Here is a 14851-nt window from a genome sequence, read left to right on the forward strand (position 1 = left end):
GCCTTAAGCATACCAGAATGCTAGTATTGGGTTTCACGTGGTAATTGTGGGGTTTGGCTGTGTTATGCGGCTTTTTTTTAACGCTTTGCTCTATACTCAATGCTTGTTATTGCAATCTTAATTTTTGTAGAGTCAGCTATGTTTTCAAGACGACAGTTTATTTTTAGCGCAGGTACGCTTGCGTTTATGGGGCTTACACGCAGCGCATTTGGTAAAGTATCCTTAACGGGAGTGACGAATACAGTTCCCGCTTATGGCCCCTTAATAGCGGATGCTAAAAACTTACTCGACTTACCGGCTGGCTTTAGTTACCAGGTTATTTCACAGCTTGGTGATAAAATGAATGACGGACTTGATGTGCCAGATAAAGCGGATGGTATGGGGTGTATTGCTCTTGATGATGACCGGGTAGCGCTTATTCGAAACCATGAGTTATCGCCGGATAACATTAAAAGAGCGTCAGCGAGTATTCAGTCACATAGAACGCCATTAGCTTATGACGCCTTTGATGATGGCGTTGCTTTGCCGGGCGGCACCAGCCACATTATTTATAATGTAAAAACGCAAAAACGTGAGCAGGAGTTTTTAAGCCTTTGCGGCACTATGCGTAATTGCTCTGGTGGTATTACGCCATGGGGCAGCTGGCTTACTTGCGAAGAAAGTGTCCTCAATGAAAGTGATGGTTTTGCCAAGCCACACGGTTTTATTTTTGAAGTACCGGCCACCGCAAAAGGGTTAGTCAATGCTGAACCTATAGTTGCAATGGGCCGCTTTAATCATGAGGCGGCTGCGGTAGACCCTCGCACAGGTATTGTTTATTTGACCGAAGATAGAGGCGATAGCCTGTTTTACCGTTTTATTCCTAACCAAACCGGTAAGCTGAATAAAGGCGGTAAACTTCAAGCTATGGCAGTAAAGCGAAAACCTCAATTTGATAGCCGAAATTGGATCGATGCAGCCATGGCGTTGCAAGTGAATATGGACGTTGAATGGGTTGATTTAACTGAGCCTGAAAGTCCAAAAGATGATTTAAGACTGCGTGGTTATGCCCAAGGTGCTGCACTTTTTGCCCGAGGTGAAGGAATACATTGGGGTGACAAAGAGCTCTATTTCTGCTGTACCAATGGCGGTAAAAAACAGCTGGGCCAAGTGATGAAGTACCAACCTTCCCCCTTTGAAGGAACAGACAAAGAACAGGCGGTACCGGGTCAAATTCAGTTGTTTTTGGAAAGTGTCGATAAGTCGTTATTTAATTTTGGTGACAACTTAACCGTTGCACCTAATGGCCACTTAATTGTGTGCGAAGACCAGTATACAGCTATTGTGGATAACCATTTACGCGGTGTAACACCACAGGGAGACGTATACAACTTTGCGCGTTTAACCGCGCAAACAGAACTTGCCGGAGCCTGTTTTTCTCCAGACGGTAAAACGCTGTTTGTTAATGTGTATTCGCCTACTAAAACCTTGGCAATCACCGGCCCTTGGGATCATTTTGAACGGTGAAATGGGTGTTGCTCGCTTGCAAAAATATAACGCACACTTTTTATCAAATTAACCTGACATATTGTCAGGTTTGCTATTGTTCTCCCACTTGAATTTAGTTGTCTGTTGAAATACAGTGTTAATTTTGTCTTGAAATTAGTGCCAGAACCATGCAGAGTTGATAACAAATGTTAAACAATTTGGCTGTGGCGATAAATGCTGAGTGCCAGGTAGTTTTCGCTGTCGGCTAATTCCATGCAACAAAAGATGCCGGCAGACATAATTATCAGCTAAATGCAGCGCTAATGCTTTTAAGTGAGAATAATTCTATGGATACTCAGGCTCTGTTGTCTGGCACCAACCAAGCGGATATTGTGGTTCTTGAAGAAAAGTTTGTTGTGAAGCCTGATGATCGTGTGCAGGTGTCTGAGCAAAAAAGCTTTATTCGTGGGCAATTCAATACTCTGCAAAACCCGGTAACCCGCGAACTTACGGTAACCAGTACAGTATTGCACTGGAATGGTTCTAACCCCGTACTCGAAGCCTTATGCGTTTCTCGAGATGTTACCCGAATTGTATTAATTGCAGATGAAATTCGGATAGAGCAAGCATTGCAGTGGAAAGGGGCACAAGTTGAGATTTACGCTCGATCGTTGGTGTTTCGTGGTAATGGCCACATTGATACCAGCCCGGAACCATATGCGGGCCCAGCCTTCAGTGAAAAGCGCAATGACCACGATTACCCATTGAACGGCGCAAATAAGATTGAAGCTGCTGACGGGCGTGATGGCGAAGATGGCGGTGATATCAGTCTGTTTATCGCTAAGCTGGATTTGGGAGACAGCACTAAGCTTCGGCTGAAAACAGACGGTGGTGCCGGACAGATTGGTGAAAAAGGTAATACGTTGCCGTTTGTACCCCGCAAGAATGGCCCGCCAACCAAAGATGTAGTGCCGGTCACTAAAGACCAACTGCTGGCAGTATTTAGTGATAGCGAAAATTCAACGAATGACCTGAAACATATCAAACATTGGAAAACCATAGGTGGTGTGGGTGCTACCGGACTTAATAATACCTGGAAGTCCTTGAACCGTGATGCCATTGTTGATGGTGAGCTTATTGACTGCAGCGATTATAAAGTTACCGATGTGCGTGTGGGCTTAGCCTTTATGAAGGTTCTGCAAGATTTTTATAATGAAATGCCATTACCGGCGAGACAGAGGTCTGGTCGAATTAAGGTGCCGCAACAGCTAACCTTTGGTAAAGCATGGGAAAACACCAGCAAGCTTAGTAACCCTTGGATACCGTCTGATGGTGAGGATGCTTATCCATCTGGATTCACTGGACATGGTGGACGCGGCGGCGCTATTTCTATTACTACTTTGCTTGCAGCCCCTGATGTGTTCGAACCGACCGATGGAACGCCTAACTGGTATTCTTGCTGTGGTGGTAGTTCGCAACTTTCGCCTGACGTTGAAGGAGGCAAACCGGGTCAACCTCAATACTATATCTGTGCCGCGTTTAGTGCGGAACAATTTGTCAATGATTCTGCAGACACAGGTATAAATCTTTTTCGATTTTTTGATCGACTGTCAGATAGCCGCATCATTGGTGCCACTAAGCCTGGAAAAAAAGCTTCAGGACACGCCAAAGGTAAAGGAAAGGATGGCATGCTAACCCATGCAGCAGGGTTAAGTTGGTTAGATACGCGATTGTTGCGTACTATGGCTGATTATGCCCGGGAATATTATGCTGCCGGGCAACGCGAACGCGCGTGGGAAGTTATAGCACCTTATTGGCAGGCGTGTCGCGAACTGCCAGATGCCACACTGAGCACGGAGGCTCTGAGCACCCGTCAGGCCATCGAAAGCCTGGTGCAGAATTATCAAGCCAACCTCGATCTTTATGGCAATCCACCAGGTTGGGTACCCCGTTTTAGCGCATCGAGTTATCTGCGCACTTATCTGGCAGATCGTCGCTTTAGCTATCGTTTTGTCGGCATAATGGAAAATGCGACTCAACTGATGGGAGGGCTGGAACAGGCCAATGCGATGCTGGGCGATATTGCGGCATCTGCTGAAACGGTAATTGACCAGCTACGCGAAGAACTATACAGCGCTTTTGTGCGTTACGACGCCGCGCGCGAGTTGCTTGATAAAGCCAACGCGACACTAATGAGTGTGCAACAGCAGCTTGCTGCATTGGAAAACGATGCTGAGCTCGCGTCTATTATAAAGGTCCACGATAAAGCTGTGGTTAAGGCGATTTTTGACATTTCTGGTGCTGTACTAAAGGCTATACCAGTTTACCAACCTGCTTTAGCCGGCGTAGGCGCCGTTGTGGAAAGTATTGGCGGCGTGGTTGTCTCCGGCATGGATCCTGATCCGGAACAGCCATTTGACGGTTGGCAGGCGGTGGCGACTATTAGCAGCTCTGTCGGTAGTGTACTAAAAGATAATGCGGGCAGCTTCAAGAGCCAGCTTGAAGATAAGTTACGTACCCGTTATAAAGACCAGCTTGACCCTGACGGCGCAGATTTGCGTACTCAGGTTAATCAGCTGCGCACGGCCCTTGCGCAAGGCCAAGCGGAGCATGACGCTGCTGTCATTGAAGCTAACGCCACACTTGAACGCGACGAAGTACTGGCTGACTTGCTAAACACCGATCAGGCACTTAGCGAGCGTTTAGTCGGAAACTCTCAACAGCGTGAACATATTCTGCAAGAATTAAAACACTTTAACCAGACGCTGAATGACTTGCGTGTAGATAGCGATGACAATAATTCTATTAAAAATGCTGCAGCAAACCGAGCTAAGCAGCGTTTACTTATTGCCCGCGCAAAACTTTACACTTTGCTGGCCAATAGTCAGAACGAAAGCCGTGAATTGGAACTTCAGATTGCCGGCAATGGCCAAAAACGTGCAGAACTAGAGGCTCCGCGCCAAGCGCTTGCGACAAGACGAAGTGAGCTGGAAGCTCAGCAAAAGGCGTTAGATAAGCTACTACCTGATTTTGAAGAATCAGCTGCTAAAACTAAAATTAAGAAAGCTGGTGTTACTGCGGGCAAAGCACTTGAAGGTGCTCAGCGCATGGCGGAAGGGGCAGCTTCCATTGCAACAGCAATCAGCAGCGTATCCCGTATGCCAGAACATGACAGTGATGAAGTTCAAGCGGTTAAAGCACAGATCCTCAAAGGCAAATATGGTGAGCGTTATACTGAACTGCAAGATCAGGTAAAGCAAGCCACAGCAACAATGACTGAAGCATTAAGCGAGTTGATGAACTGTAATCAGGGCGTCACGACCTTAACCGCGGACTTTTCCAGCGCGATTCAGGCGAGCATCGATATTAGCCGTAATCGACTGGCGTTCGCACGCGGGCTTGATGCCAACTTGAAAAATTCACTGGTTGCGATGCAACGTCAGGCACGGCAACGCATGGATTACTATCTGTATTTGCTTCGTAAGGCTTATATGTATGAATACTGCGAAACCGTGGGAAATGATGTAGCCAGTTTAAATGGTTTTATTGAGCAGGCAGATAAATGGCTGCGCAACAGCCGGGAAGCCATTAGTGACGCCCGTCAGACCGCAAAAAACGGGAATGCTTTGGCAGATATAGCTCAGTTGTCGGTAATGACCGATTCGAGTATTGAAGCTTTTGGTAACGATGCATTGCGCAATACTTTAAGTGAACTGGCGAGTAAGCTTTTACGCCAGCGACAAGAGCAGGGTATACCTCGGGGTAATGTCTTACGTTTTGAAATAGATGCAACTCGACGTAATGCGCTGGCGCGTGAGCGACGCGTGGTATTTGGACCCATGCTGGATCTTATCCCTGCTGCGGATGAGTTCTTTCGCAATAATCGACTGCTTAAAGTAACCGGTATTGAACTTGCAAACGGCGGTTTGCGTTTTCGTGCTTCTGAGACGCCACGCTCTTCGGTGCGTATCGTGTTTGAATTTGGGCGTGAAATGCTACTTTGGGATGGTCGACGGTTTGTTATGTTTCGCATTGGAAAATCAGAGCGTCCGCTCAGCATCGGCTTTGTCGCCAATAATTTTACATTAGATGCTAATGGTGAGTGGAGCGGTGATTTTAAAGCTGACAGTAGTGGCAGCGCAGACGAATTCTTTAAGACAGTGAGTGCTGAAGCCCTGGGGCAATCTGTTAGTTATACTGAAATTAACCCGTCTTTCCTGTCTACCCTTAACGCTACCATTACTTTGGGGGGCAGTCAGATTGAAGAAATTACGTACTTGTCTTTGAACTTAGGTTGGCAGGCAAATTGAAAACTGAAGTTGTAATTTAGTCCTAGCCTATCGCTTAGTGCAAGGTCTTAACATAACCTTAATTTTAAGGAGAAACACATGCCCAGAATCCACCGTGCTGATCTGCGTGGTTTAACCCTCCAACAACTGATGGATCTGCTGCAAGCTGCTGCTGATGATGGCACCTATCCGCGCCACGATATTGAGAAAGTGCTAGCCAAAATCCGCAAACGCATACTGGATGGCAACGCCCAGGATTATGTCGATGATGATACCATTGACGATATAACTAAACCGGGCGGCGGGTTAGGGATGGCGTAACCGTTTCTAACAGGAGCAAGCTACGAGTCAGCTTGCCGCAGTAAGATTACAAAGCTTCGCGTTCTTTAGGCCTGCGCCGGGGGATAACCTCCGGGTGCATTTCTTTAATTTGATTAAGATAACGTTTAAATCGTTGCATGATCTCATCATCAAGCTCGCTTCGTGCCAGTAACTTTACTGCCATTCGAACGTATCGTTGAGTGAAAGGGGTTACCTTGGCGCCTTTAACCATGCTTTGCATTAAATTTAACGCGATAGATGGACTGGTAGGCATATAATCAAATGTCTCTGCAAAACGGTCAAAAGCTTCGTTGTAGTTTTCACGTTGGTAGGCTTCATTGGCTTCTGCATTTATAATTTTTAGCTTAGCTTTAAGTTCTTCATGCCGTGCTTGCTCCATTTCGAGCATAATGCGTTGCGTTTCAGTAAGAAAGTCATCCCGGTCTAAAATATGTTGTAGTTTGTCGATATAGCTTTGGCTTGCGAAGAGATCGCCCAGTTCAAAATAGGCTTTTGCGGCGTCCATGCAACTGTCAATGCTAAGCTGCTGTTGATATGACAGCGGAATGTCGCTTATCAACTGTTTGGCTTCAGCCAGTTCACCTTTGGCCGCCATAAAACGGCTGCGCAGTATGGTTATTTCGCCTTTTAATTTACTGATATCAAAGCGCTTGGCTAGCTGATCCACAATCTTGGCAGCATTGTTAATGGTCACTGCGCGTTCCAATACGTTACCGCAATAGGCTGCGTCTACTAGTGCTCTAGCTTGGTTTAAGTAGTTATCTGCGATGTCGTGAATAGAGTGGCGTGCGGCACTAACAATTTTGGCATTTATGCGTGCTGCTGCAGGTTTATCGCCAACAATGGATGCCAGATTGGCCAGTGTTTTTTGCCGGGTTATGTTTTTCGGGGATAGTAACACTGCTTCATACAAGGTATCGTGTGCAATTTGAAACCGGCGATACTTCACATACAGGCGTGATAGCCAATCCAGCGACTCCACTTTGGTTTCATCAAATTGTGTTAAATCGGCTAGTTGTAACTCAGTATCATCCCATCGCTCCTGATAAAAACAGGCTAGAGCATAACCAAGCCTGGCCCAGGTTAATGGTTTATATTGTTGCTGGATTTGCTGATAAAATTTTTCGGCTTTAGCAAATTGACGCTGGTTGAGCAACAATTCGCCTTTGATACGTAATGCAGCAAGAGCAAAATCTGGTTTAGCTTGCACCACGCTATCGCATTCTTTTATCGCGTTGACAAAATCATGCTCGAATAAGCTGACGTATATTTTGCGCAGGGCAATACGATTTTTAACGGCTCGGTCTATGCGCTCTTCTAGTTGTTGATAAGTAAAGGGTTTGAGCAGATAGTCGTCAGGTTGTAATTCAATCATGCCGTGCACAATTTGGCGTTGGTTTTCGGCACTAACCATAATAAAACAGCCAAGTGGTGCTAATAATTGCTGTGCTTTTAATGTTTCAAAGACTTGGTAGCCATCTTTACCATCACCCAAATTAAAGTCGCATAGTATAAAATCGAACGGGATTTCATGACATTTGGCGATAGCTTCATTAGCATCACGTGCGAGATGGATAGATTCAAAACCTATTTGCTGCACCATTGCTTTTATTGATGTACGCACAGGCGCGCAATCATCAATCACTAATATTTGTTTGCAACGGTAAAAGCTAGCATCCATAAAGGCCACATCTTAATGACATTGAGCTGTTAATACTATGGCATGTTAACCTCTTTAGTAAAGCATCTAGTAGCTATGACCGGTTTTTCATTCTTACGCGTTGGCAATAATGAACGTTTAGCTATACTTATTTTGCAAAAGTTAAAATATAACAATGGAGCTTGCTATTATGAACTTTCATCGGGTTAGTCACTTAAACAGGCAAGATGTGCGAATTGAAGAATTAACTGTTCATTCGTTGGAAATGGGCATGTATTTAGCAGAAGTAAACTATGATGACCGTCTAGGCTTTTTGGTTGATGAAAATAACAAACCACAACAGTTTCATAGCGTAGAAGAGGTAAAACAGGCGTTGAACCGGTGTACTATTTATAATGCTCACTTGGTGCATAAGTCTGCATATGACGAAATGTGTGGCGGTACCGAAAAAGTCGATAACACGTTAAAGGTGCCTTTGTTTGTTGCTGCAGTAGGCTAATACGGCTGCTTTATCATCGTTTTACTGTAGTCAATATATTAACCTTTCAATAGGCTTATAAATTACCCGTAGAATACACAGGCTATATTATAATTTAATTTAGCCTGTGTATTAGTTTGGTGCTGTCACTCTTTGTGCTTAATTAACGGCGTGATATAAGCGCTGCCACATTTCAGCATTTTTCTGTTTTAACGCCACAGCATTCGTTTTAATCTCATTAGTCAAAGCAACTTTATTTTCTAGCAATTGTTGTAATGCATTTAACAAGCTTTGGGCGCTTAAGTCGGCCACACAATAATCACCCATACCAAAATCAGTCATCATAGCGTGATACTTATGACTCCAACTGGTTGCTATGCATGGCACGCCCTGACTAAGCGCATTAACGGCGCCATGAAAACGCGAGCTTATGGCCAGTTCAGCACTGCCAATAAAGGCCTTTACTGCTAATGGATCTTCAATTTGTACAATGTGGCAAGGGGCTAAAGCAGCAATCTCTGAACACAGTAGCGCATCCTCCTTACCTTCGTGGTTAACTAATACACATTGCATGCCATGGTCGGCCAGCTTATTGGCGGCAGCGGCGAAAGCATTGATATAGTCGCTACGTAACTGCTCAGCATTGGCGTGATTAAACTTCGACACCACTTTGTTGTTGGGGATAAGTGCAGCGTAGGGTGTGGCGATAACGGGTATTTCATCGTTAGGCCGTGCGGTTAATCCTACGGTAAAGTCCGGGGTTAATACTACAGAGTCTGGCAAGGTATCTACACAGCTTTTCACATGCTGAAGAGATACCGGATCACGCACAAATAACAGGGTGGCATGCTGAATTATGTCGCGCATAGCGGCTTTGCTCTGGGTACTGCTAAAAGGGCCTAAAGCCTGGGGCATAAAAATAAACGGTTTACCGGCTTTGGCAAAGCGCACAACTTCTTTTGCGGTATTTTGTAAAAAGCGCAGCGGCCATTGATCGCCGTAAGCAAAACCGCTGGCTTCCAACACCATATCAACTTGTTGTTCGCTTACCATGCCATAGCGGTTAAAGGTGCGCTGCACTGCGGCCGGTAGTTTGCCAATAAGAGGCGTTAAATCCAAGCCGCCGCGGCGTAAAGACAGTTTTTGCCAGGCGCCCAAGCGGGCGCGTTCAGGGTAGGGCAGATTAGGACCGGGCGACAATACCAGTTCTACAGGGCGCTGAAGTTTATTCAAGCCATCAAGGCATGCCAGTAGCATAAGGTAGGCGCCTTTATTGCGAAACTGTACGCCCTTTATTTCAACAAACAATGGCTTTTGCATAACACCCCTTAATTGATAGATGCCGATTTACGCACGGTAAGTAGCTGCCATAGTTGCTTACGTGTGCTTGCAGCAAAAAATAAAAAGAAAAACGAGGCATAGGCATAGGATATTAGCGTCGCCCAAGCTGCACCAACAATGCCCATGGTGGGTATTAACCAGAAATTCAGCGCAATATTCAGCAAAGCGCCTACACCGTGACTTAGCAGGGACAACGGCTCTTGTTCGGTGATTAATAAATGTTGGCTGATAAGGTAGCGCACAAAAATAAAACAGCCCGCCCAGATATGTATACGTAATATGTCAACCGCGCGGCTAAAAGTTTCGCCAAATAACAGGTTAATAATCCAGGGCGAACTAACCGACATGATAACAGCAATGACAAAAGCCGAGCAAAAAAACAGCATGGCAAAACGTCGTAGCTTAAGGTAGTAGGGTTGCCAGCCTTGCTGATGTGCTTTGATCATGTCCGGGTAATAACGTGCAGCCAGCGTTGCCGGAAACACATACCACAGCTCAGATAACCTGCTGGCTGCAGCATAAATACCGGCCTGGTCTGTGCCGGCCATAGAGCCAATCATCACAATATCGATTTTTAGATAGATAACCGAAACAATACCTGATAACCATAACCAGGATGAACGCTTAAGCAATAATTTAGCCTGGGCTGCATTAAACCAGCGAGGGTGATAACCGGGCCATAGCGTTTCACCTTGTTGAAACGGTTGCAGTTTACGGCGATAAAGTAGGTACTGCGCTAGCGCGACGACGAAAAATTCTATACCAGTGATCAGCAACAAGCTGGCAATACCAAAACCACTGTATAACAAGGCCAGTTTTACACTAAAGCTAAACAACGAAATAATTGACTTGGCGTAAGCCGCACTGCGAAAAGTGCCTTGGTAGTTAAGATAAAGCTCAAATAACAAGAAGCCAAAAAAGCTTTGCAGTAAAAACAGCACCGGTATTGCGATGGCGGTATTACCGTTAAACATATCCTGATACAGCAAGTAGAACGCGAGTAACATCAAACTGCCGCCAATCAAGCCCACCAGCAGACGTAAACTGATGGCGCTGTACAACAGCGTCATGGCATCTTGACCTTGCTGCTGTTTCGCCATTTGCCGCACGACAATGTTATTTAAACCAAGGCCGGTAATGGGCACTAAAAAGGCGCTCCAGGCCATAACAATAGAGTAAACACCCAGTTCACTTGCACCAAGCATTCTGGCCACTAATACCGTAAGTACAGCGCCAGCGCTGAGTTTTACCAGCTTATCACCCAACATGGCAGTTGCCCTGGCGAGCAGAATTTTTTTAATTAAGTTCACTACTTAACTACCTTGGGGCGGCTATGTTGCAGGCGCTGTCGGCGAATGTGCGAAATGATACGCCAGATATGTTGCAGCAGATACAGGTAGCCTGCGAACAATAATAAAAATAATGTCAGCATGACGCCCTCAGGTATCAACAAATATTCACCAATAATGCCAAAACAGGCAAAGATACAAGCCAAAGCCGTGATCAACGCCAGTGACTCACGTGAGCTTAAACCCAGACGCAATGATATATGATGCAGATGTTCCCGGTCGGCCTGAAACGGCGATTGGCCCTTACGAATTCGACGCACCATAATGGCTATCATATCCATCAATGGTATAGCGATGATCCAAAGCGCAGTAACCGGTCTAAAACTCGCGCTTTCGCTTTGCGTGCCAATAATTAGCAGCCAAATAACACTTAAGCCAATTAGCATGCTACCGGCATCGCCTAAAAAAATACGCCTGGCTGGGATTACATGTAAGTTGCAAGCCAAATAAGGCAACATGGCCAATACAATGACTAGTGCCATTACGGCGTAATGTTGCTGCCCCCACAACGACATAAAAATAGCGATGCTGCTAAAGCTCACTAAGCTGAGCATGCCAGCCAAGCCATCAATGCCGTCAGTCATATTAAAGGCATTAATGGTGGCGATAACGGCCAGTAAGGTGATGGGCAGCCCCAAGGGGCCAAGCTCGACCTGACCGAAGCCAAATAAATTACCTAAGCTGGCAAGGTGCAAGTCCAGACTAAACGTCATGGCAAGGCCAATCAGGGTTTGTACTGCCAGACGCAGCTTGACACTTAAATCCAGATAGTCATCAAATGCGCCTAAAATAACAATAACACCGGCGCACGTCAGGTAATATAGTGGTTCAATAGCGCCGTCGGCAAACCATAACATGGCAATGGCAAGCCCGCAGTATGTGGCAATGCCGCCAATAAGTGGTACAGCGCCCTGATGTTGTTTGCGCCCGCGGGGGATATCCACTAAGCCTATTCGTACTGACAGGGGATAAAGTATGCCTATGGCCAGGCAAGACGCTATAAATGAGACAAAATACATTAAGAGGGATTCAGGCATTTCACCATCCGGATGTTCACTAAAGACTCTATTTATTCAGCTAAGCGTCAGCTGATATCGGTTATTACTATTACATCGGGTTTAGGGCGCAACGCGCTATAAACAAAGTGTTTTTTAATCATGTTACACGTATTGTACACAGTCTTTGATACTGTCAGGATAAAATTCAGCGTGCACACTATTAACAGTAATATTCTGATCATCAGTAATATGGGACCAAAACCTTCGTCGCCATTTCAAGGCAAGTTTGTGCACAACCAAGTGTGGGCTTTAGCAGCACTTCATCCTGGTTATCATTATATGCGTTGGCACAGTGACTCTTTGCTGAACAAGGCGTTGAAGTATCCGGTTTTTTTGCTGGATTTTGTCTGGCGCTATATCCTGAGCAGGCGTCGTTTTGATATTGTACACGTACATTTCTTTTACCCGACCATTTGGCTGGCGCTGTTTTATAAAGCATTAAGAAATCCCAGAGTAAAGATAGTTGTTACGTGCCATGGCAGTGATATTTATAAATATCAACCGCCCGGTAAACTGTATCGTTGGTGTGCTGCAAAAGTGGACAGTTGGATATTTGCCAGCCAGGCGCTGGCACAGCATTTTAGCTTGCCGGCGTTGCGTGCACAGGTGCTAACTGCCGGTATTAGTGAAGTGTATCGGCAGGCTGAGCGTGTAAGCTGGCAGGATAAAACGATTGATGTGCTATACGTTGGCAGCCTTGACCACAACAAAGGCATGGATCGGTTGCTGGCACTGTTACCTTATCTTAAAGATAAAAAGGTGGTTATTGCTGGCGCCGGGCCATGGCGCGATAAACTGCAATTAGCGGCAAGACAGTTTCCCAATGTGCTGGTGGTAGGGCCCAAAGACAGTGCGGCATTAAAAACGTTATATCAACAGGCAAGATGTTTTATTAGCTTTTCTCGCCATGAAGCTTTTGGCTTGGTAATGGCGGAGGCAATGGCGTGTTACACCCCTGTTATTGCTACCCATACTGACGGCTCGGTAGAGCAAATTCAATCTGGCGTGAACGGGTTGCTGGTTAGTCAGCAAGGTGATGAGGCGCAAGTTAATGGCCGTTTGGCGCAGGCGTTAGCCGATTTTTTCCAGCTGTCGTCTATGCACTATTCGCAGTGGCAAACGCACAGCAGAGCCAGCGCAGAGCAATATTTGTTGGGTGAGGTCGTCAATGAACTTCAAAGTGTCTATCAAAGAGTGATGTCATGAATAATGCAACAGAGGTTTTGCAACAGCCCATAGCCGCAGTAAACGTAGGCCCGGTTCCGGTGTCAGCATTTGTTGATATGCAACAGTTGTTAACATTTATTATTCGCGACGACGCCAGTGTTTATGCTGGTTCAGCTATTGCGATTAACCCGGAAAAAGTGCTTAGCGCTATGCGCAGTGCGGATATTGCAGCGGTGATTTCCGGTGCTGATATTCGTTATGCCGATGGCATTGGTGTGGTGAAAGTAATGCGAAGCCGACTAAAACAAAATGTGCAACGGATTCCGGGTTGTGAATTGTGGCAGCAACTAATGAAACGCGCTGCGGCTTATAACGTGCCGGTGTTTATTGTGGGTGCAAAACCAGAGATATGCCAGCAAACCGCTGATAAACTGCTCGAGCAACACGTTAATTTGGTGGGTAGGGTAGACGGATATTTTACCGATGAAGGTGCGCTAATTACGCAAATTAAACAAAGCGGCGCTCGTATTGTTACCGTTGCGATGGGATCGCCAAAGCAGGAGCTACTGATCCAGCGGATTAGAGCACAGCACCCAGAGTGCTTTTATATGGGCGTTGGCGGTACCTATGATGTGTTTACGGGCAACGTTAAACGCGCTCCGCCACTATGGTGTAAGTTAAATCTGGAATGGGCCTATCGGTTATTGGCGCAACCAAGTCGTATTGGCCGACAGCTGGGGCTACTTCGATACGTCTGGTTGTATTGGACTGGTAAAATATAATGTCACGGATGCAATAACATGACTCAACAACAATTACCGCTTATCAGTGTTTATATGCCCACGTTTAACCGGGTTAATATGGCTATCCGGGCTATAGAGTCGGTATTGGCGCAGGACTACCCAAATATTGAGCTGTTGGTGGTAGACGATGCTTCCACCGATGAAACCTGGCCAGTGTTGACCAATAAGTATATTAATGACGATCGCATACGGTTCTTTCGTCAAAGTACTGGGCAGGGCGCTTGTGCTGCACGTAACCGGGCAATTGAAGAAGCTAAGGGAGAATTTGTTACCGGTATTGACGACGACGATGAGTTTTTGTCGCACCGGCTTAGCAGCTTATATCAGGCCTATGATGACAAATACAGTTGTGTTTGTTCTGGTTATATCTGGGACTATGGCACAGTGCAAAAACCCTTATTTGCATATCGTCATGTGGTGAGTTTACCCGAGCTGCTTGATTTGCATACTTTGTCCAATCAGGCGCTGGTACGACGCGACCGCATGCTTCAGCTAGGTGGTTTTGACGCATCACTAGCCGCATTTCAGGACTACGACATGTGGGTTAGGGTGGTACTGGCATTTGGCCCTGCGCTGCGCATTGCCGAACCTAGCTACAAAGTAAATGTTGGCCATGAATTGGGGCGCATTACTAATTCGCCGAAGCGCTTAGATGCACACAAACAATTTGTCGCAAAACACCGTGTGCTGATGAACGAACGTAATTTACATAATCAAATGTTTTATCGTCAGTCGATGGAGCATATTCCAATGACATTGGTGCAGTTGCTCAATAGCAGTCGCTATGGTTTGATAAAACTAAAATGGCGATACTACATAAAACACAAATTAGGCTTACTCGGGCGTTGGCGTATCAAAGTGTTTAGTAAGGGGTTGTCTGGGCTGTTTAAAAAATAA

11 protein-coding genes are annotated in these 14851 nt (G+C 45.8%); 7 read left to right on the top strand and 4 right to left on the bottom strand.

Translation table 11 applies throughout. From position 1 onward, the window contains the following. The first annotated feature begins 138 nt into the window (after window positions 1-138). The 3 genes from ORJ00_RS01740 (at window position 139) to ORJ00_RS01750 (ending at window position 6077) form a co-directional block, all read left to right on the top strand. Window positions 139-1506, top strand: a complete 1368-nt coding sequence (locus tag ORJ00_RS01740) for an alkaline phosphatase PhoX (RefSeq protein ID WP_027669537.1) — start codon at window positions 139-141, stop codon at window positions 1504-1506. A gap of 308 nt (window positions 1507-1814) precedes the next feature. Further along, complete coding sequence (locus ORJ00_RS01745) at window positions 1815-5777, top strand: coiled-coil domain-containing protein (protein WP_306138800.1); 3963 nt, start codon at window positions 1815-1817, stop codon at window positions 5775-5777. Between the two features lie 78 nt (window positions 5778-5855). Beyond that, entirely contained in the window at window positions 5856-6077 is a 222-nt protein-coding gene (locus ORJ00_RS01750) for a hypothetical protein (protein WP_027669535.1), read from the top strand. A 46-nt stretch (window positions 6078-6123) separates the two neighbouring features. Here ORJ00_RS01750 and ORJ00_RS01755 read toward each other — a convergent pair whose 3' ends face one another. Further along, complete coding sequence (locus tag ORJ00_RS01755) at window positions 6124-7779, bottom strand: tetratricopeptide repeat-containing response regulator (protein ID WP_306125298.1); 1656 nt, start codon at window positions 7777-7779, stop codon at window positions 6124-6126. Between the two features lie 169 nt (window positions 7780-7948). Between ORJ00_RS01755 and ORJ00_RS01760 the strand changes: the two genes are divergently transcribed. Beyond that, window positions 7949-8257: a DUF6482 family protein gene (locus tag ORJ00_RS01760; protein WP_027669532.1), complete on the top strand. Its 309-nt coding sequence runs from the start codon at window positions 7949-7951 to the stop codon at window positions 8255-8257. A 138-nt stretch (window positions 8258-8395) separates the two neighbouring features. Here the strand turns inward: ORJ00_RS01760 and ORJ00_RS01765 are convergent, their stop codons facing one another. The 3 genes from ORJ00_RS01765 to wecA are packed head-to-tail and all read right to left on the bottom strand — an operon-like array spanning window position 8396 to window position 11963. Then, the gene (locus ORJ00_RS01765; RefSeq protein ID WP_306125299.1) at window positions 8396-9556 is read right to left on the bottom strand and encodes a polysaccharide pyruvyl transferase family protein; all 1161 of its coding nucleotides are present in this window, start codon (window positions 9554-9556) and stop codon (window positions 8396-8398) included. Between the two features lie 8 nt (window positions 9557-9564). Continuing rightward, window positions 9565-10887, bottom strand: a complete 1323-nt coding sequence (locus ORJ00_RS01770; protein ID WP_306138802.1) for a flippase — start codon at window positions 10885-10887, stop codon at window positions 9565-9567. Next, entirely contained in the window at window positions 10887-11963 is a 1077-nt protein-coding gene (wecA, locus tag ORJ00_RS01775; protein WP_306125300.1) for a UDP-N-acetylglucosamine--undecaprenyl-phosphate N-acetylglucosaminephosphotransferase, read from the bottom strand. The genes ORJ00_RS01770 and wecA overlap by 1 nt, the downstream gene beginning before the upstream one ends. A 171-nt stretch (window positions 11964-12134) precedes the next feature. On the opposite strand from wecA, the gene ORJ00_RS01780 reads away from it, so the two are divergent. Genes ORJ00_RS01780 through ORJ00_RS01790 form a run of 3 tightly spaced genes read left to right on the top strand, consistent with a single transcriptional unit; the run spans window position 12135 to window position 14851 of the window. Next, window positions 12135-13190, top strand: coding sequence for a glycosyltransferase family 4 protein (locus ORJ00_RS01780; RefSeq protein WP_306138804.1), 1056 nt, complete (start codon window positions 12135-12137; stop codon window positions 13188-13190). Further along, window positions 13187-13933, top strand: a complete 747-nt coding sequence (locus tag ORJ00_RS01785; RefSeq protein WP_306138805.1) for a WecB/TagA/CpsF family glycosyltransferase — start codon at window positions 13187-13189, stop codon at window positions 13931-13933. Before ORJ00_RS01780 ends, ORJ00_RS01785 begins: the two co-directional genes overlap by 4 nt. An 18-nt stretch (window positions 13934-13951) precedes the next feature. Continuing rightward, window positions 13952-14851 carry a glycosyltransferase gene (locus ORJ00_RS01790; protein ID WP_305974689.1) on the top strand — a complete coding sequence of 300 codons (900 nt, stop codon included), beginning with the start codon at window positions 13952-13954 and terminating at the stop codon, window positions 14849-14851.

This window comes from Rheinheimera baltica, assembly GCF_030731985.1.
Lineage (GTDB): Bacteria > Pseudomonadota > Gammaproteobacteria > Enterobacterales > Alteromonadaceae > Alishewanella > Alishewanella baltica.